This window comes from Rhodoblastus sp. (assembly GCF_019449565.1).
Classification (GTDB): Bacteria; Pseudomonadota; Alphaproteobacteria; order Rhizobiales; family Beijerinckiaceae; genus Rhodoblastus.
Map to the genome: position 1 here is coordinate 11,914 of NZ_JAGRPM010000009.1, position 18,683 is coordinate 30,596.

General features: G+C 63.9%; 17 protein-coding genes and 2 pseudogenes. 4 read left to right on the plus strand and 15 right to left on the minus strand.

Annotated elements, in window-relative coordinates; all coding sequences use genetic code 11:
• The first annotated feature begins 24 nt into the window (after positions 1–24).
• Positions 25–2,781, plus strand: a complete 2,757-nt coding sequence (ppc, locus tag QZ409_RS01720) for a phosphoenolpyruvate carboxylase (protein ID WP_296706419.1) — start codon at positions 25–27, stop codon at positions 2,779–2,781.
• Between the two features lie 92 nt (positions 2,782–2,873).
• On the opposite strand, the gene QZ409_RS01725 is transcribed toward ppc, so the two are convergent.
• From QZ409_RS01725 to QZ409_RS01755, 7 genes and pseudogenes are all read right to left on the minus strand, one after another.
• Positions 2,874–3,161 (minus strand): HdeA/HdeB family chaperone, encoded by a 288-nt coding sequence (locus QZ409_RS01725; protein WP_296706421.1) that lies wholly within the window; start codon positions 3,159–3,161, stop codon positions 2,874–2,876.
• A 28-nt stretch (positions 3,162–3,189) separates the two neighbouring features.
• A complete protein-coding gene (locus QZ409_RS01730; RefSeq protein WP_296706423.1) occupies positions 3,190–3,495 on the minus strand; it encodes an HdeA/HdeB family chaperone in 306 nt (101 codons plus the stop codon).
• 325 nt (positions 3,496–3,820) lie between these two features.
• Positions 3,821–4,300, minus strand: coding sequence for an ATP F0F1 synthase subunit B (locus QZ409_RS01735; protein WP_296706426.1), 480 nt, complete (start codon positions 4,298–4,300; stop codon positions 3,821–3,823).
• Between the two features lie 11 nt (positions 4,301–4,311).
• On the minus strand, positions 4,312–4,866 hold the full coding sequence (locus tag QZ409_RS01740) for a F0F1 ATP synthase subunit B' (RefSeq protein ID WP_296706428.1): 555 nt from the start codon (positions 4,864–4,866) through the stop codon (positions 4,312–4,314).
• 71 nt (positions 4,867–4,937) lie between these two features.
• Positions 4,938–5,159, minus strand: a pseudogene (locus QZ409_RS01745) (F0F1 ATP synthase subunit C); the annotation flags it as partial.
• 53 nt (positions 5,160–5,212) lie between these two features.
• Positions 5,213–5,974 (minus strand): F0F1 ATP synthase subunit A, encoded by a 762-nt coding sequence (locus QZ409_RS01750; RefSeq protein WP_296706430.1) that lies wholly within the window; start codon positions 5,972–5,974, stop codon positions 5,213–5,215.
• Between the two features lie 69 nt (positions 5,975–6,043).
• Entirely contained in the window at positions 6,044–6,391 is a 348-nt protein-coding gene (locus QZ409_RS01755; protein WP_296706432.1) for an AtpZ/AtpI family protein, read from the minus strand.
• A gap of 359 nt (positions 6,392–6,750) precedes the next feature.
• Between QZ409_RS01755 and QZ409_RS01760 the strand changes: the two genes are divergently transcribed.
• Positions 6,751–7,335 (plus strand): TMEM175 family protein, encoded by a 585-nt coding sequence (locus tag QZ409_RS01760; RefSeq protein WP_296706434.1) that lies wholly within the window; start codon positions 6,751–6,753, stop codon positions 7,333–7,335.
• A gap of 178 nt (positions 7,336–7,513) precedes the next feature.
• Here the strand turns inward: QZ409_RS01760 and QZ409_RS01765 are convergent, their stop codons facing one another.
• The 4 genes from QZ409_RS01765 to QZ409_RS01780 form a co-directional block, all read right to left on the minus strand.
• Complete coding sequence (locus QZ409_RS01765; RefSeq protein WP_296706436.1) at positions 7,514–7,930, minus strand: DUF6790 family protein; 417 nt, start codon at positions 7,928–7,930, stop codon at positions 7,514–7,516.
• A gap of 45 nt (positions 7,931–7,975) precedes the next feature.
• Complete coding sequence (locus QZ409_RS01770; protein ID WP_296706438.1) at positions 7,976–8,377, minus strand: DUF1398 family protein; 402 nt, start codon at positions 8,375–8,377, stop codon at positions 7,976–7,978.
• 28 nt (positions 8,378–8,405) lie between these two features.
• Entirely contained in the window at positions 8,406–8,861 is a 456-nt protein-coding gene (locus QZ409_RS01775; RefSeq protein ID WP_296706456.1) for a MarR family transcriptional regulator, read from the minus strand.
• Positions 8,862–9,049: 188 nt separating this feature from the next.
• The gene (locus tag QZ409_RS01780; RefSeq protein ID WP_296706440.1) at positions 9,050–9,220 is read right to left on the minus strand and encodes a hypothetical protein; all 171 of its coding nucleotides are present in this window, start codon (positions 9,218–9,220) and stop codon (positions 9,050–9,052) included.
• 156 nt (positions 9,221–9,376) lie between these two features.
• On the opposite strand from QZ409_RS01780, the gene QZ409_RS01785 reads away from it, so the two are divergent.
• The gene (locus QZ409_RS01785) at positions 9,377–9,994 is read left to right on the plus strand and encodes a transglycosylase domain-containing protein (protein ID WP_296706442.1); all 618 of its coding nucleotides are present in this window, start codon (positions 9,377–9,379) and stop codon (positions 9,992–9,994) included.
• A 12-nt stretch (positions 9,995–10,006) separates the two neighbouring features.
• Here the strand turns inward: QZ409_RS01785 and QZ409_RS01790 are convergent, their stop codons facing one another.
• From QZ409_RS01790 to QZ409_RS01805, 4 genes are all read right to left on the minus strand, one after another.
• Positions 10,007–13,462: an AAA family ATPase gene (locus QZ409_RS01790; protein WP_296706443.1), complete on the minus strand. Its 3,456-nt coding sequence runs from the start codon at positions 13,460–13,462 to the stop codon at positions 10,007–10,009.
• Between the two features lie 294 nt (positions 13,463–13,756).
• Complete coding sequence (gene gcvPB / locus QZ409_RS01795) at positions 13,757–15,307, minus strand: aminomethyl-transferring glycine dehydrogenase subunit GcvPB (protein WP_296706445.1); 1,551 nt, start codon at positions 15,305–15,307, stop codon at positions 13,757–13,759.
• Positions 15,304–16,650, minus strand: a complete 1,347-nt coding sequence (gene gcvPA, locus QZ409_RS01800; RefSeq protein ID WP_296706447.1) for an aminomethyl-transferring glycine dehydrogenase subunit GcvPA — start codon at positions 16,648–16,650, stop codon at positions 15,304–15,306. Before gcvPA ends, gcvPB begins: the two co-directional genes overlap by 4 nt.
• A 13-nt stretch (positions 16,651–16,663) precedes the next feature.
• Entirely contained in the window at positions 16,664–17,344 is a 681-nt protein-coding gene (locus QZ409_RS01805) for a DsbA family protein (RefSeq protein ID WP_296706449.1), read from the minus strand.
• 191 nt (positions 17,345–17,535) lie between these two features.
• Between QZ409_RS01805 and QZ409_RS01810 the strand changes: the two are divergent.
• Positions 17,536–18,551, plus strand: a pseudogene (locus QZ409_RS01810) (IS3 family transposase); the annotation flags it as partial.
• Positions 18,552–18,683: the final 132 nt, after the last annotated feature.

The window sequence follows — 18,683 nt, forward strand, 5'->3', positions numbered from 1 at the left end:
GCCGGCTGAACAGCGGAGAGCATGATGACGGATGCAACTGCGACGGAGGACGAGACGGACAAGCAGCGGCCGCTTTTTGAAGATATTCGCCTGCTTGGGCAGATTCTCGGCGATGCGGTGCGCGAGCAGGAGGGCGAGGCGGTATTCGGACAGATCGAGAAGATCCGGCGGCTCTCGGTCGCGGGCCAGCGCAAGGCCGATCCGGAGGCCGGGCGCGAACTCGACGCCTTGCTGCAGTCCCTGACGCCGGCGGAGACCGTCTCCGTCATCCGCGCTTTCGCCTATTTTTCCCATCTCGCCAATATCGCCGAGGACCGCCACTTCCTGCGCCGCCGCGCCGCTCACGAGCCGCAGACGCAGCCCGGCGGCCTCGCCCATTGCTTCGAGCGGCTTTCGGCGGCGGGCGTCGCGCCGGAGAAGATCGAGGACATGCTGCGCCATTCCTATGTCTCGCCGGTGCTGACCGCCCATCCGACCGAGGTGCAGCGCCGCAGCACGCTCGACGCCGAGCGCGGGATCGCCGATCTGCTCGCTGCGCGCGAGACGTGCCGGACCGAGGCCGACCGGCGCGAGAACGAGGCGCAATTGCACGCCCGCGTGGTGCAGCTCTGGCAGACGCGCATCCTGCGCACGGCGAGCTTGACCGTGCGCGACGAAATCGACAATGCGCTCCTCTATTACCGCTCGACCTTCATCCGCGAGATTCCTAAGCTTTACGCCGATCTGGAGCAAAGGCTGGGGCGTCCAGTGGCGCCGTTCTTCCGCATGGGCAACTGGATCGGAGGCGACCGCGACGGAAATCCCAATGTCGACGCGCAGACTTTGGACGCCACGGTCAAGGCGCATGCCGAGACGATCCTGCGGCATTACCTCGTCGAGGTTCATCTGCTCGGCGCCGAATTGTCGATGTCGCGGACGCTGGTCGATTGCTCGGCGGAACTGGATGCGTTGGCCAAGGCGTCCGGCGATCACAATCCGCATCGCGCCGACGAATCCTATCGTTGCGCTTTGATCGGCGTTTACGCCCGCCTCGCCGGCACGCTGACCGCCCTGACTGGCGGCGAGGCGATGCGCCACGCCGTCGCCCCCGCCGCGCCCTATGTGCGGCCGGAGGAATTGCGCGCCGATCTAGTCATTGTGCGCGAATCGCTGAACGCCCATCACGGCGCGGCTATGGCGCGCGGCCGGCTGGCGCGGCTGATCCGCGCCATCGATGTGTTCGGCTTCCACATGGCGACGACCGACCTTCGCCAAAGTTCGGACCAGCACGAAGCGGTGCTCAAGGAGCTGCTGGCGGTGGTGCGGATCGCGCCGGATTATTCGGCGCTTGGCGAAGACGAGCGTGTCGCCTTGCTGCTCCGGCTGCTGGCGGACCCGCGTCCGCTGCGCGCCCCGAATCTGGCTTATTCCGATAGCCTGCGCAGCGAACTGGCCGTATTCGAAACGGCGCGAATCGCGCGCGAGAATTTCGGCGCCGGCGTCATTCGCCATTACATCATCAGCCATACCGAAAGCGTCAGCGATCTGCTCGAAGTCATGGTGCTGCAAAAGGAATGCGGCCTTCTGCACGGGACGCTGCATGAGTCGGAGCGCGATTCTGCGGAACTTGAGCTGATCGTCACGCCTTTGTTCGAGACCATCGAGGATTTGCGCGCCGCCGAGCCGATCATGCGCGCCTTTTACGCTCTGCCGGGAATCGCCGATCTGATCCGGCGCTCCAGCGGCGTGCAGGATGTGATGCTCGGCTATTCCGATTCCAATAAGGACGGCGGCTATCTGACCTCCAACTGGGAGCTTTACCGCGCCTCGACGGCTCTGGCGGCTCTGTTCGATTCGCTGTCGGGGCTGCGTCTGCGCCTGTTCCATGGGCGCGGCGGCGCGGTCGGGCGCGGCGGCGGCCCGTCCTATCAGGCCATTCTCGCCCAGCCGCCTGGCACGGTGCGCGGCCAGATCCGCCTGACCGAGCAGGGCGAGGTGATCAATGCCAAATATGCCAATCCGGACATCGGACGGCGCAATCTCGAGACCTTGATGGCGGCCAATCTCGAAGCCAGTCTTCTGGTGGACGGGCAGAAGCCGCCCGAAGAATTTCTCGTCGCGGCGGAGGAATTATCGCGCCTGTCGATCCGCGCCTATCGGGGCCTCGTCTATGAGACGCCGGGTTTTGTCGATTATTTCTACGCGGCCACGCCGATTGCGGAAATCGCCGAGCTGAACATCGGCTCGCGCCCCGCTTCCCGCAAGGCGACGCGGCGGATCGAGGATTTGCGCGCCATTCCCTGGGGTTTTTCATGGGGCCAGAGCCGCGTCGCCCTGCCGGGCTGGTTCGGCTTCGGCGCGGCGGTCGAGGCGTTTCTGCGCGAGGATCGCGATGCGCGGAAGGCGCTGTTGCGGCGCATGTCCGAGGAATGGCCTTTCTTTCGCGCCCTGTTGTCCAATATGGACATGGTGCTGGCCAAGGCCGATCTCGAAATCGCGCGGCGCTATGCCGATCTAGCTCCCGACCGGGCTGCGGCGGACGCGATTTCCTCGGCGATCGAGACGGAATGGGCGCGCACGATCGCGGCGCTCGAAATCGCAACCGGCCAGACGGAACGGCTGGCCGACAATCCGGCGCTTTCGCGCTCGATCGCGCATCGCTTCGCCTATATTGCGCCGCTCAATTATTTGCAGGCGGAATTGCTGCGGCGCTGGCGTGCGGGCTTGATCGATCACAAGGCGCGGGTCGGCATCCTCATCGCCATCAATGGCATCGCAGCGGGACTGCGCAATACGGGCTAAGGGGCGGCATCAAATACCCAAGAAAAAGCCTCCTTGGCGATGGCCAAGGAGGCTTAAGGGGCAGATCAGCGCCCGAGGCGCCGGGGTCGTGGTTAGTGGGCTTCCTTCATGACCACGTCCAGCAGCTTGTCGGACTTGTGCTCCGCGCAATATTTGCCGATCACCTCGTGGTTGCGCTTCACATAGCGCGAATCGATGGTGGTCAGGTTCTTGGTGGCGCTGTAATAGCCGCCCATCCAGGACGAGATCAGCAGCTTGTCAGCCTCAGGCAGACCGGCGAACTGGCTGCAGGTGATGAGCGACAAGTCGAGCACGACCTGGGCTTTGGCGGGAACGGTCAAGGCGAGCATCGCCGCCGCGAGAATCAGCTTGGTCTTCATAGTTTTTCTCCGGATGGCTTGATGCGGATTACTTCTTCATCATCTGATTCACGGACGCCTGGATCACGCCGAACAGCTGATCGTTCGGATGGGCCGCGCAGAATTTAGCGACATTGGCGGTGTTGCGGTGAAAAGCCTCGAGATCGACCTGGGTATAGCCGAGCTTCTGGTTAAACCAGCCGCTGAACCAGGACGCGACCATGTCGGCGTCGGCGGGTCCCATCGCGGCGAATTCGCCGCAGGTGATCTTGGTCGTATCAATCATGATCTGGGCGGAACCGGCGGTCGGCGCCAAAGCCATTCCGAGAGCCAGGCAAATCGCTGTTTTTTTCATGTTTCACCCCTTAAGTCGCCTGCGTCGCAAGAAGCGAACGAGCAGGCAAAAAATTGATCGCGAATGGAAAACCCCATCCGGCCATCATTTTTGCTCGCGGTCGGGGCGGTCGCCGCCGATCAAATAGACAGGGCGCCTGCTTCCGCCGCGGTCGCACAGAAGCACGATTTTATTGGGAAGGCCAGAGCGTGGCGGCGCGCCTAACTGAAATTTCATGTGCTGTCCCGGCGCAAAAATGGGCTCTATTTTCTCTTGCATGGCGCGGGCAAGAAAAAAGCCGGAGCGTGAGCCCCGGCCTGATCATTTCGTCCCATCGCTCGTCGCGTCAGTTGACCAGCGCCTTGACGCTGGCGATGCCCTGATCGACGAAGATGGAGCCGTCCGGACCGCCGGCGCTGGACTTCAGCACGGTCTCGGCGGCCTTGACGGCGGCGTCGGCGGCGGCGGAGCGCACGTCGGCGGTGGCCTGGGCTTCGGCCTGGGCGATCTTGTCCTGCGCCTGCTTGGTTCGGCGGGCGACATATTCCTCGATGCGCGCCTGGGCTTCCTTGGACATGGCTTCCGCTTCGGCCTTGGCCTGGGCGACAATGCTGGCGGCCTGGGCTTCCGCTTCGGCGGTCTTGGCGGCGAAGCTCTGCATCAGGGCCTGGGCTTCGGCGCGCAGGCGGGCGGCTTCGGCCAGTTCGCTCTTGATCTTGTCGATGCGGCCGTCAAGCGCGGCGCCGAGCTTGCTGTGCACGCCCAGATAGCCAAGCAGCATCACGAAGAGAACGAAGCCGAGGGCGACGAAAAATTCAGCGTCCATGTTTCGCTCCTTCAGCTCTTGAGCGCGGCGATCGCGGCGGCGACGGCAGAGACGTCGGCCGGCTTGCCGGTGATATGTTGCAGGATGGCCTGAGCGGTCTCATTGGCGATGGAATCGACATTGCCCATGGCGGCGGTCTTGGTCGTGGCGATCTGGGCCTCGGCGGCGGCGAGCTTGGCGTTAAGCTCGCCTTCGAGGGTGGCGCGGCGGGCGTCGGCCTGAGCCTTGACTTCCGCATGGGCGGCCTGACCCAAAGCCTGGGCTTTAGTCTTGGCCGCTTCCAGCGTCTTTTCATGCGCGGCGGCGGCGGCGGCCGCGTCATCCTGCGCCTTGGCGGCGGCGGCGAGGTCGGAGTCGATCTTGTCCTTGCGGGTCGCGATGATCTTGGCGACGCGCGGCAGCGCGATCCTCGACATCAGCAGGTAGATCGCGCCGAAAGTGATCGTCAGCCAGATGAGCTCCGCCGCGAAATTATTCGGGTCGAAGGGCGGGAAAACGCCGCCTTCGTGAGCGGGGCCGCCAGGAACCTCGGTTCCGGCCTTGTGCCCTTCAACGTCGTGAGCCATGGGTCGATCCTAAATTTGCGGGACGAAACGCGCGCCGGCGCAAAACCGCCGGCGCGCGACTTAAATAACTTCACGAAGAGCAGGATGATCGCCACGAGGAAGGCGAAAATGCCGAGACCTTCGGCGAGGGCGGCGCCGATGAACGCGCGGCCGAACTGGCCATCGGCCGCGGACGGATTGCGCAGCGCGCCGGACAGGAAGTTGCCGAAAATCGTGCCCACGCCGATGGCGGCGGCGCCCATGCCGATAGCGGCGAGACCGGCGCCGACGTATTTAGCTGCAACAGGATCCATCTTGAAACTCCATTCGATTTTGAAGGGCGACTATTTGTTGTTGGGTTGGATTATCAGTGGCCCGGGTGAATTGCGTCATTGAGATAGACGCAAGTGAGGATGGCGAAGACATACGCCTGAAGGAAAGCGACCAGCAGTTCGAACGCGGTCAGAAGAACAATGCCGATCAGCGGCAGCGGCGCGAGAAGTGCGTAAACGCCGGCGCCGAGCAGCAGGGTCACGAAACCGCCGAACACTTTCAGGGTGATGTGGCCCGCGAGCATGTTGGCGAAGAGACGAACGGAGAGTGAGATCGGCCGCGAGGCGAAGGAGATGATCTCGATCAGGACGATGAAGGGCAGCAGGATCGGCGAAACGCCCGACGGAACAAACAGGCGCAGGAAATGCGCGCCGTTCTTGTAGAAGCCATAGGCCAGCACCAGCAGAATGATGAAGGCGGCGAAGGCGAAAGTGACGATGATCTGGCTGGTGACCGTGAAGGTGTAGGGCACGAGGCCGATCAGGTTCGAGAAGAACACGAACATGAAGACGGAGAAGACGAAGGGGAAGAATTTCATGCCCGCTTCGCCGGCGGTCTGCCGCACCGTGCTCGCCACGAATTCATAGGACATTTCGGCCAGCGTCTGGAGGCGGTTGGGGACGATGTGCTCGCCCGAGGTGCCCAGCAACATGATGAAGGCGATCACCGCGAGGATGATCACCATGAAGAGCGAGGCGTTGGTGAAGGAGGCGTCGACGCCGCCAATGCTCAGGGGCGCGATGACGTTGATGTGGAATTGGTGGATCGGATCAATCGCGGGACCAGCTTCCGACATGTTCTGCCCTTCACTTTATGCGGGAGGTCCCGCTCACAAGGTTATGCGGGAGATCCCGCTCATTACAATTCAGGGCTCTTTCGAGCCGCCTCGCCCCGACGGCAGCACCGCGAGGCGATAGATGGTCCAGAAGCCCGCCGCCACGCCCAATCCCAACAACAGGATCAGCAGGAACGGGCTCGTGCCGAGCCATTCGTCGAGCTGCCACCCGATGAGGGCGCCGACCACGATGGCCGCAACAAATTCCGACAGCACGCGAAAGCCGAGACTCATCGCCTGCCCAAGGCCCTTGTCGGTCAAATCCGCTTCCGCCTTGCGATCGGCCTCCTTGCCGGTATCGCGTTGCGCCTGCAGGTCGCCTCGCAATTTGGCGAGACGCGCCTTCAGTTCTTCGGCGTCGTCCGGTCCGTCCTGCATCAATCGCCCCCTAGCTCATGGCGCCTCGGCGCGGGATCGGGGCAGGCGCCGCTGAACTCATCGCAGCCGCCGCAACTTGCAGGAGGTCGTCCGGACGAGAACCGATGAGGAATCGGACTCGTGGGATGCGAAACATCCCGCCCTTCTTGAACCGGGCGCACCATATTGACGGGACCTCGCCCTGTCAAGATAAGCGCGGCTTTTCTATGACACAAATAACACATTGAAATTAAATGGGAAAATGTGATTTTATCCGGGTCTCTCCTAAGGTCGCAGACGGCGGGGCGGCGCAGGGCCGGAGGTCGCGGGTTTTTTCCCGCGACAGGATGGTTTAGCCTGTCGCCGAAGCAGGACGGAGGATGGGCGTGACGAGCGAGCGGCTGAAGGCTTTTTCCGATGGCGTGCTCGCCATTATCGTGACCATCATGGTGCTGGAGCTGAAGGCCCCGCATGGCGAGGATTTTCCGGCGCTTCTGCCGCTTTGGCCCGTCTTTCTGGCCTATGTCCTGAGCTTCATCTATGTCGCGATCTATTGGAACAACCATCATCACCTGTTCGCCGTCGTCGAGAAGGTGAATGGGGCGGTGCTCTGGGCCAATATCCACCTGTTGTTCTGGCTGTCCCTGCTGCCCTTCGTCACCGCCTGGGCCAGCGAAAGCCATTTCGCGCGCGATCCGGTCGCGCTCTATGGCCTGGTGTTGCTCGGCGCGGCTTTCGCTTATTACATCCTGGTCGTCGTGCTGCTGCGCGCCCATGAGGGCGAGACCCTGCTGCGTCGCGCCATCGGCAAGGATTTCAAGGGCAAGATTTCGATTGTCGCCTATCTCGCCGGCATGGTCGGAACCTGTCTCAGCCCCTGGATCGGCTGTCTGGTCTATGTCGGCGTCGCGGCGATGTGGCTGGTCCCGGACCGGCGAATCGAATCGCGCTTGGGCGAGGTTTAGGGGACGGAAGATCGAAGCGGCTCATCGCAGACCATTCTGATCTGATCGACAAACTGTCTCGTCGCGAGCCCATAGCCGCCATCACGCAGAGCACGAATCAAGAATTATGCAACATGCTGGATGACCGCTTTGCAGTCATCAAAAGTGTGATGGCGAGCAGAGGGCAGATGATGTCCAATTAGAATGGCAAGCCCGCATTGCCCGGCGCGAAGTTACCCACGAGCAACATTTGCCTGATATGTCCGATGGCGTCGCCCAAGAGGAAAACCGAAGCGGTAATGACGGCGGCTGCCTTGAAATTCAGATCACACCAGAAAGCTATGCAGGCGGTTATGCCTATAGCCAAATCGGCCATGCCGACCTCGAACTGGAACGGACTCACTTCCCAACCGATATGGGCGGCAGCCGTCGCCGGAAAGAAGACGTGAGCAATCCCCGCCCACAGACCGGTGACGCCAGTGGGAAGGAGCAGAATCCACGAAAGGAACCGCTCGGCCGTAGACCCGTGACCACGACTCGCCGCCGCAACTCCTAGCGCAACGACGAAGAGCAGGGCAGGGAGGTTCCGCAGCAGGAAGCCAACATATTCAGCCATCATTTGCATTCCGCAGCATAAAGCCCCATGGGCGCGTGGCGGCATCTATTGCGGAAAGCGTTCGACGTGAATTTCCGCGTCGCGACCGAAGTAGACAGCGCGCCGCCCAGTGAACGAGACGATGTAACCCGCACATCCAGCCGCCATGACTTTCCCGCAAAAACCCGCGTAGGTGTAGCCGGGGGCAAGCTGCTGCGCCTCCTTAATGGCGGATCGAACGGCGCTGGTGTCGAGCGTCGCTGCGATTGGGCTATTGCCGTGCTGTGTCGGCAGCACAACGCTGTCGCCGTCTGGCATGAAATAGGTTGCCATCGAGCGGCGGTAATCAATCACATAGCTTTCAAAGCCTGCCTGCATCAGCGTCCCGACAATATCGGGAAAGGTCATGGTGTTGTTCTCTGCCCCGTCGAGGCACGTTTGGGCAATCTTGGTAAGGTGGTCGTTCATGATGGGCTCCTTCTGATTGTGGGACTTGTCAATCAATCGGTATGGCGGTGAGGCCCAGCCGGGCGACTGTCTCCATCAGAATGCGCAGCATGGCGCGGCGGTCTTTGTCGGACAGGTGGGCAAAGCACTCGGCATCGTTCTCATCAGCGAGCGCCGCCAGTTCAGGCACTAAATCTGCGCCCTGTGCGGTCAGACGAAGGGTATGTGAACGCCCGTCATCAGGGCTGGCCTCTCGGTCAATCAGCCTCTTGGCGAAAAGCCGGTCAGCCAGCTTGGTGATCGCTCCTCGCGTCATGCCCATGTCGTCAGCTAACTGGCTGGGCGATGTCGGCTCCCGGCCATGAAGCACGCGCATAAGCGCCCATTCGGCGACGGTGACATCCTTGGCCGCGAGCTTGCGGGCAAAGGCTTGCGACACGTGATTGGAAACGTGGCGGAGCCAGTATCCAAGGTGCGCGGTCAATTTGGAAACTTCAGGCGGCATGTGGTCCACGACGGCGTCATCAAATTGACTAGGAAACTATCTGCATAAAGTTTCCTAGTCAATCAGATTTGAATGGGCCAACGCTGGGCAGAATTCAAGAATTCTGCCCAGGCAATTAAAAGTCGTGAAATCAGATGCTTAACCTGTGAGAAGATCAGGTGCGTTTAGGCGTCAGTTTGTTGGCGCAATTAGCTCGCCTCCAGCAGGCGTTCCGCCTGCTCCAACTCCACCGACACCAGTTGCGACACGCCGCGCTCGGCCAGGGTAACGCCGAATCGCGGAAATGCGCGCCAACCCGCGCGGAGGGCGTGCAGGCGCTCGCGGCCCTCCTTGTTGAGAGCGCCAATGGCCGCACGCAATTTGCGGATCGCCTCGAGGTTTGGTGGATCGGCTTGTTCGGCGTTAAGGGAACAGCGCTGTCGGCGCGGCCGAATTAACGCCAACCTTAAGCCAAACTGCCGCCAGAATTGAGGGTCACATATTTTATATTCATACTAAATCGATGGTCTTAATACATGAATAAATCATCGGCTTTTAAATCGTTGGCGCTTGCCGGCTTCATCATTTTTGTCGGCTATGAGGCTCGTGCGGTGGTCGCCGCGCGGTCTGTTACGCACGAACTTTTCGCTAAATATGAGGCCGCTACGCATAATGGCGAAAAGTCGCCAACAGCCCTTACCGCCGAACGCCTCGAAAAGCTGATCAAGGTTCAAGACCCCAATTTTTGGAAGCACGATGGCGTTGATTGGAGCGCTCCCCTTACGACGACGACCGTCACCCAATCCATCGTCAAGAAGCTTTATTTTGAAAAATTCGAGCCGGGATTCGCAAAAATCAAGCAAAGCTTGATCGCTCATTTCGCGGTTGACCCGCTGACTTCGAAAAACGCGCAGCTCGCTGCATTCATCGACGTCAATGGTTTCGACGCCGCCTCGTGGAAATGGTTCGGAAAGCCCCTCGAAGCACTCGATGACGATCAATACCTTTCGCTGCTCGCGACGAACAACACGCCAAAAGTCGCCCCAGGAACGCCAGAAAACGCAGACCGAGTGAGGCGCATCAAGAATTACCTCGCGGGCCAATGCGAGAGGCGAGGCCTCGCGGATGTTTGGCTCGAACGCTGCGGCGACTAACGCAAAACGCCGCTAGCTCGCCTCCAGCAGGCGTTCCGCCTGCTCCAGCTCCACCGACACCAGTTGCGACACGCCGCGCTCGGCCTGGGTGACGCCGAATAGCCTGTCCATCCGCGCCATGGTGATCGGATTATGGGTAATGGTGATGAAGCGGGTGTCTGTCTTGCGGGCCATGTCGTCGAGCAGGTCGCAAAATCTCTCGACATTGGCGTCGTCGAGCGGCGCGTCCACCTCGTCCAGCACACAGATCGGCGCCGGATTGGTCAGGAAGACCGCGAAGATCAGCGACATGGCGGTCAGGGCCTGCTCGCCGCCAGAAAGAAGCGTCATGGTCGCGGGCTTCTTGCCCGGGGGCTTGGCCAGGATTTCCAGCCCGGCCTCGAGCGGGTCGTCCGATTCGACCAGTTGCAGTTCTGCCGAGCCGCCGCCGAACAGCAGCGAGAACAGGTCGCGGAAATGCGCGTCGACCCGCGCGAAAGCGTCGAGCAGGCGCTCGCGGCCTTCCTTGTTGAGTGAGCCGATGGCCGAGCGCAATTTGCGGATCGCCTCGGCGAGGTCGTCCCGCTCGGCGATCAGCTTGGCCTGTTCATCCTCGACGGTGGCCAACTCGTCCTCGGCGCGCAGATTGACGCCGCCCAGCCGCTCGCGGTCCTGTTTCAGGCTGGCGAGACGGGCGCTGACGCCGTCCATTGCGGGAAGGTCGTCGCCTTCGGCGAGGCCGGCCAAGGCCGGCAAGCCCTGCGGCGCGCAGTTCAATTGTTCCGCAATGTCGCGGATCAGGATCTGTAACCGCGTCTTGGCGGCTTCGGCCTGAGCCTCCAGCCGGGCGCGGGTCTCGCGGGCCGCGCTCATGGCCTCCAGCGCCGCGCGGGCGGCGCGGTCGGTCTCGGCAAGGGCGGTTTCGCCCTCGGCGCGGGCATCGGCAGCGCCGCGCAGCGCGGCTTCGGCCTCTTCGATCTTCCCGGCCAGAGAACGGCGCTGGAGCAGGAACTCGTCGGGCGCGTCCTCAAGCTTCGCCAGTTCCTCCTGCGCCTCGGCGACGCGGAATTCGATCTCTTCGGTCTGGAATTGCGACCGCGCGCGGCGGTCGAGCCAGCTCTTGGTCTCGCGCGCGATGGCCTCGCGGCGGCGCAGCCGGCTTTCGGCCTCGCGCGAAAAGGATTGCAATGAGGCGCGGGCCTCGGCGGCCTCGGCGCGGTCGAAGGCGTTGGCGGCGCGGGCGGCGTCGCGTTCGCCCGCCAGCGTGGCGGGTTCGGCGACATCGTCCAGCGCCTCGCGCGATTCGATCAGCCGCTCGCGGGCCTCGTCGCGCAATTCTTCCGCGCGCTTGCGGGAATCGTCGAGATTGGCGAGCCGCGACAAGAAGTTAGCCTGCCGGCGCTCGGCGGCGTTGGCGGCCTCGCGCGCGTCGGCCAGCGCCTTTTGCGTCATCCGCGCCGACTGCCGGGCGCGCTGGTCGGCCTCCGCGGCCTCCGCGACGGCGGCCCGGACGCCCTCCATCTTCTCCTGAAGCGCCTCGACGGCCTCGCGCGCCTGTTCTGCCTCGATTTCGAGATCGCCGAGCCGGTTTTTCTCGGCGAGACGGCGCGCGGCGGGCGTGGGCGCCTCGGCGGCTTGGGTGAAGCCGTCCCAGCGCCATAGATCGCCCTCGATCGAGACGAGCCTCTGCCCCGGCTTGAGATGCTGGCGCAGGATCGGCCCCGCATCGCGCGAAACCAGCCCGATCTGGGCGAGGGTGCGGTAGAGCGCGGGCGGGGCGCTGACCCATTCGGTCAGCGGCCGGGCGCCGGCGGGCAAATCGGGGTCGCCGCCGCTTTGCGTGACGGTCCAGTGCGCCGGGGCGTCGTCGTCGTCGGAGGCGTCGAGATCATCGCCGAGCGCGGCGCCGAGCGCGGCTTCATAGCCCTTGGCGACGACGATGCGCTCCAGCACGGCGGGCCAGCCGCCGCTCGCGCCGGTCTGCAGCAATTTGGCCAGCGTCCCGGCCTCGGTTTCGAGTTTCTGGGCGCGCTTTTCGGCCTCGGCCAGCGGGCCGCGTAAGTAGGTCTCTTCGTCGCGGGCGAGCGCAAGCGCGGATTCGGCGGCGATTGCGTCTTCCTCGGCCTGCGCGGCGGCGTCCAACAGGCGCTCGGCCTCGGCGAGCGATTCGGCCAGTTCGGAATCGCTCTCCGCGCTCGCGCGCAAAGCGGCGATGTCGTCCTCGATGCGCGACAATTCGCCCTCGAAACGCAGCAGCGCCTGCTCTTCGCGGCGCGCTGTTTCGGCGAGGGCGTTGCGCTGGGCCTCGGCATTGGCGAAGGCGTCCTGCGCCTTTTCCAGCGCGATTTCGGATGCGCGCAGCTTTTCTTCGGCCTCTTCGCAGCGCAGCCGGGCCTCTTCGACGAGATCGGCCTCGGCCTCGCCGGCCCCGGCGAGGTCTTCGTCCTCGCCTTCGAGGCGGGCCAAAGTCGCCGCCGCATCCTCGAAATGGCTGCGTTCGCGAGCGAGATCGGCGGCGGCTTGCGCGATGCGGCGCTCCATTTCGGTCTTGCGCTCGGCGGCGCGCTTCTCCTCGCCATCGAGCGTTTCGCGCGCGAGGACAAGGCGCTGGAGCGCGGCGGCGGCCTGCGCTTCCGCATCGCGCAGGCCCGGCATGGCGTGGGCGGCGAGCGCCTGCAAGCGGGCGGTTTCGGCCTGCTGGCGGGTGCGTTCGGCGACATCGACCACATTGGAATCGAACAGCCGCTGCGCCTCATCAGCCTCATGGGCCGCCTCGCGGGAGGCGATCAGGGCGGTCAGGGCCTCGTGGCGGCGGATTTCGGCGGCCAAGGCGCGATAGCGTGCGGCCTGCCGGGCCTGACGGCGCAACGATTCGGCTTGCGCGCCGATCTGGGTCAGCACGTCCTCCAGCCGGAGCAGATTTTCCTCGGCGCCCTTGAGGCGCAATTCGGCCTCGTGGCGACGGGAATGCAGCCCGCCGATGCCGGCGGCTTCTTCCAGAATGCGACGGCGGGCCTGCGGCTTGGCGGCGATGATTTCGCCAATCTGCCCCTGCCGCACCATGGCCGGCGAACGCGCACCCGAAGAAGCGTCGGCGAACAGCAGTTGCACGTCGCGGGCGCGCACTTCGCGGCCGTTGACGCGATAGGTCGAGCCCTGTTCACGCTCGATGCGGCGGGTGATTTCGAGAATGTCGGAATCATTGAAGACGGCTGGCGCGGAGCGGGCGCTGTTGTCGAGCACCAGCGCGACTTCGGCGTGATTGCGCGAGGGGCGCGAGCCGGAGCCGGAGAAGATGACGTCGTCCATGCCGGCGGCGCGCATCTGCTTGTAAGAATTCTCGCCCATGACCCAGCGCAGGGCCTCGACGAGATTGGACTTGCCGCAGCCGTTCGGCCCCACAACGCCTGTCAGGCCGGGGTTGATCACGAAATCGGTCGGCTCCACGAAGCTTTTGAAGCCGGTCAGTCGCAGCTTGTCGAATTTCATGAGTGAGTTATGGCGCTCCTTTTTTCCCGAAACGGAACAAGGCGCCAGAAGCGGGGCCGAATCAAGCGCGGCCACGGCGAAAGTTGGGGAAAAGGCAGCGGGGGAAACCCTTCTCCCCTTGCGGGAGAAGGTGGCGCGAAGCGCCGGATGAGGGGGCGCGTCAGCGGATGAGGGGCATTCTGCGGTCGTCGTCCCTCATCCGTCTCGCCGCCCGCGGCGCCGATCCACCTTCTCCCGCCATAGGGCGTTCGGAAGAACGCCCGTCTGAAGACGGGCTATGGGGAGAAGGGCCGCTCAGGCCTCCACTGGCTTGGGCGGCGTCCAGCGCAATACCGGCTTGCGCGCGGCTGCGGTCTCGTCGAGCCTTTTGCGCGGGGCGTAATAAGGCGCGCCGAGGAAGCGTTCGGTCTCGCCGCGCAGGGCGCTGAAGACCAGATCGCGCAAGGTCGCGATGAACAGGGTCAGCGAAACCAGCGATTCCGACTCGGTCGGCTCGATCAGCATGGCGCCATGGACGACGAGCGGGAAATAGATCGTCATCGGGTGGAAACCCTCGTCGATCATGGCCTTGGCGAAATCGAGCGTGGTGATGCCCGTATCCTTCAGCCAGCGGTCGTCGAACAGGGCCTCGTGCATGCAGATCTTGTCGCCGAAGGGCGCGGACATCACGTCGCTGAGGCTCACCCGCACATAATTGGCGGCGAGCACCGCGTCTTCCGAGGCCTTGGCCAGACCGTCGGCGCCGTGGGAGAGGATATAGGCGAGCGCGCGGACGAACATCCCCATCTGGCCGTGGAAGGCGGTCATGCGGCCAAAGGCTTCCGTTCCTTCCGCGTCCTCGACCAGCGAAAGCCGCTCGCCCTCGCGCTTGAGGAAGGGAACCGGCGCAAAAGCCGCGAGCCGGCTCGACAGCACCACCGGGCCGGAGCCCGGCCCGCCGCCGCCATGCGGGGTGGAGAAGGTCTTGTGCAGGTTGATGTGCATGGCGTCGACGCCGAGGTCGCCGGGCCGCACCTTGCCGACGATGGCGTTGAAATTGGCGCCGTCACAATAGAAATAGGCCCCGGCTTCGTGGACCAGCCGCGCGATCTCGACGATGTCGCGCTCGAACAGCCCGCAGGTGTTGGGGTTGGTGAGCATGATCGCGGCGACGTCGGGGCCGAGCGCGGCGGCGACGGCGTTGGGATGGACCAGCCCATCCGGCCCGGCGGGCACGGCGCGCACGGAAAAGCCGAGCGCGGAGGCGGTGGCCGGATTGGTGCCATGGGCCGAGTCCGGCGCCAGCACGACATTGCGCGTCGCGGCCTCGCCGCGGGCGGCGATGGCGGCCTTGATCGCCATCATTCCGCACATTTCGCCATGGGCGCCCGCCTTGGGCGATAGCGCCACAGCCTGCATATTGGTGAGCTTGAGCAGCCAGCCGGCCAGTTCTTCCATCAGTTCCAGCGCGCCCTGCACGGTCGAGACCGGCTGCAGCGGGTGAATATCCGCAAAGCCGGGCAGCCGCGCCATTTTCTCGTTAAGGCGCGGGTTGTGCTTCATCGTGCAGGAGCCGAGCGGATAAGGCCCGAGGTCGATGGCGTAATTCTTCTGCGACAGCCGGACGTAATGGCGCATCGCTTCCGGCTCGGAAAGGCCGGGCAGGCCGATCGCGCTCTTGCGCTCCAGCCCGCCGAGACGCGGCGTGAACGGCGCGGGCGGGTCGAGATCGACGCCGGTGAAGTCATTGCGGCCGGTCTCGAAAATCAAGGCTTCGGCGACTTGCAGCGCGCGATTGCCGGTGAAGGTTTTCGGCATGTGCGGCGTTGCGATCTGCGGCTGGGTGGGGCGGCCTTCGCGGTTCATGCGCGCACCTCCGCTTGCAGCGCGGCGAGGAAGGCGGCGCGATCCTCGTCGGTATTGACTTCGCTCGAGGCCACCAACAGCAGATCGTCGAGACCGGCGCCGGGCAGCAGACGCGAGACTGGAACGCCGGCGAGCACGCCGCGCGCCGCCATGCGCTCGACGAGGTCAGCCGCCGAGCCCTGCACCCGCAGCGTGAACTCGTTGAAAAAGGCGCTGTTCAGCACCTTTGCGCCGGGAACCTTGTCCAGCGCCTCGGCCAGCGCGACTGCGTTGGCGTGGTTGATCAGGGCAAGCTGCTTCAGGCCCGTCTCGCCGAGCAGCGAGAGATGAATGGAGAAGGCGAGGGCGCACAGGCCGGAATTGGTGCAGATGTTCGAGGTCGCCTTCTCGCGGCGAATATGCTGCTCGCGGGTCGAAAGCGTCAGCACGAAGCCGCGCCGGCCGTTCGCGTCCACGGTTTGGCCGCACAGGCGTCCCGGCATCTGGCGCAGATATTTTTCACGCGCGGCGAACAGGCCGAGATAAGGCCCGCCGAAATTGAGGCCATTGCCGATCGACTGGCCCTCGCCGACGACGATATCGGCGCCCATCGCGCCGGGTGATTCGATCAGCCCGAGCGAGAGCGCTTCCGTCACCACGGCGATCAGCAGCACGCCCTTGGCGCGGCAGGCCTCGGCCAGCGGGCGCAGGTCGCGCGGATTGCCGAACACATCCGGGCTTTGCACGACGACGCAGGAGAGGCTGTCGTCCAGCGCGCCGATCAGGTCTTCCTCCGCGAGCGGGTCGGGCGGGAGAATCCGCATCTCGTCCTCGGCCATGTCCGACAGGGTGCGGGCCGTCGCGGCATAATGTGGATGCAACCCGCCGGAAACCAGCGCCTTGCGGCGGCGGGTGACGCGATGCGCCATCAGGATCGCCTCCGCCGTGCCGGTCGAGCCGTCATACATCGAGGCGTTGGCGACCTCCATGCCGGTCAGATTGGCGACCTGGGTCTGGAACTCGAACAGGACCTGCAACGTGCCCTGCGAGATTTCCGGCTGATAGGGCGTGTAGCTGGTGAGGAATTCCGAACGCTGGATCAGATGGTCCACCGTCGCGGGAACATGGTGCTTGTAAGCCCCCGCGCCGACGAAAAAGGGAACGGCGCTGGCCGCAACGTTCCTGGCCGCCAGAGCCGAGAGGCGTCGCTCCACCTCCAGCTCCGATTTGCGCGACGGCAGGTCGAGCGTGCTGGTGAGCAGGGCGTCGCGCGGCGCGTCGGCGAACAGGTCGTCGATGGCTGCGACGCCGATGCGGGCCAGCATGTCCTCGCGGTTTTCGGCGCTGAGCGGCAGATAACGCATTCAGGGAGAACTCTTACTTGAGATAGGGGGCGAGGAGCGCGTCAAGCTCTTCGGCGGGGATCTCGCCGGACTTCTTGTCGCCATTGATGAAGAAGGTTGGCGTGGCGCTGATGCCGAATTTCTGCGCCGCCGTATCGCGGATCTGGTTGATCTTGTCGAACATGGCCTGGTCGTTGAGGCAGGCCTCGAAGGCCGCCGAACCCATGCCGGTCTGCTTGACGGTGTCGCGCAGGGCCTGCAGCGGATTATTGACGAAGGCCCAGTTCTTCTGCTGCTGGAACAGCAGTTCGACCACGGCCTCGCGCTTGTCGCCCGAGCAGCGCGCCAACATGGCGGCGCCGGCGGCGAGCGGATCGAGCGGGAATTCGCGCAGGGCGAAGCGCACCTTGCCGGTGTCGATATATTTGGACTTCAGGGTCGGAAAGACATCCGTGGTGAAGCGCGCGCAATGGCCGCAGGTCATCGAGGCATATTCGATGATCGTCACGGGCGCCTTGGGATCGCCGAGCCAGACGTCGGGCAGGGGCGGCTCCGCCATCAACAGGTCGAGCGGAACCTTGGCGGCGGCTTCCGGCCCCGCAGCTTTTTGCGCCTGAGCGGCGAAAGGCGCGGCGGCCAGAACGAGCGCGGCGCCGAGGCCGAGCAGACCACGGCGCGTGGCGCTGGCGCGGGAGCGAGACATGGAGCGAAACATGGAGCGATCCTGCGTGACGGAAACGATAGGCCCTTCTTATACGTTCACGCCGCGAGTCGCAAAGCGCGCGGGCCGCAATGCACAATATTGAGCGGCGGGCGGGGCGATACCGTCGGGAAACACGGAGTTGACGTGCCACTGCAAAGTTCCTCCACGTAGGATTAGAGTCCGGCCTCATGAAGGACGGACAGATGAAGCGCGCACGGTTCACGGAAGAGCAGATTATTGGTGTGCTGAAGGAGCATGAGGCGGGCGCCAGGACCGCCGATCTGGCTCGCAAGCACGGCGTATCGGAAGCAACGCTATATAATTGGAAAGCCAAATACGGCGGCATGGACGTTTCCGAGGCCAAGCGGCTGAAGGCGCTGGAAGACGAGAACAGCAAGCTGAAGAAGCTGCTGGCGGAAGCCATGCTCGACGCCTCGGCTTTGCGTGAGCTTCTTTCAAAAAAATGGTAGGGCCCGCCGCCAAGCGCGAAGGCGTCGCGCATCTGCGGGCCCTGATGGGCCTGTCGGAACGGCGGGCCTGCGCCCTCGTCAACGCGGATCGCAAGATGATCCGCTACCAGTCGCGTCGCGCGCCCGATACGGAGCTGCGCGAGCAAATCCGCGACCTGGCCAATGAGCGCAAGCGCTTTGGCTATCGGCGGCTGTTCATCCTGCTGAGGCAAGGCGGCGAACCTTCGGGCGTCAATCGCATCTATCGGCTTTACCGCGAAGAAGGCCTCACCGTGCGCAAGCGCCGCGGACGACGCCGCGCCACCGGAACGCGGGCGCCGATCCTGGTCGAGGTGAAGGCCAACGCGCGCTGGTCGCTGGACTTTGTCCATGACCAGTTCGCCTCGGGCCGACGCTTTCGCATTCTGAACGTTGTCGACGACGTCACCCGCGAATGTCTGGCGTCGATCCCGGATACGTCGATCTCGGGCCAACGCGTCGCACGAGAGCTGACGGCGTTGATCAAGCGGCGTGGAAAGCCGGGCATGATCATTTCCGACAACGGCACAGAGTTCACCTGCAACGCCATGCTGTCATGGGCGCTGGAGCATCAGGTCGCCTGGCATTTTATCGCGCCGGGCAAGCCGATGCAGAACGGGTTCTGCGAGAGTTTCAATGGCCGAATGCGCGACGAGTTACTGAATGAAACGCTGTTTCTTGGGCTAGATCATGCCCGAGCCAAACTCGCGAACTGGGTCAATGATTACAACTGCGCAATAGAACACCCATCTGTCTATGTGGTTGAAGGGAATAGATTTTGCTGCGCTGGATCCGATCCTGCGGGGTATTTGGGGTTCAGGCGCGCGCGTTCGGTGATTGATCGGGCTGTTGGCGCAGCCAAG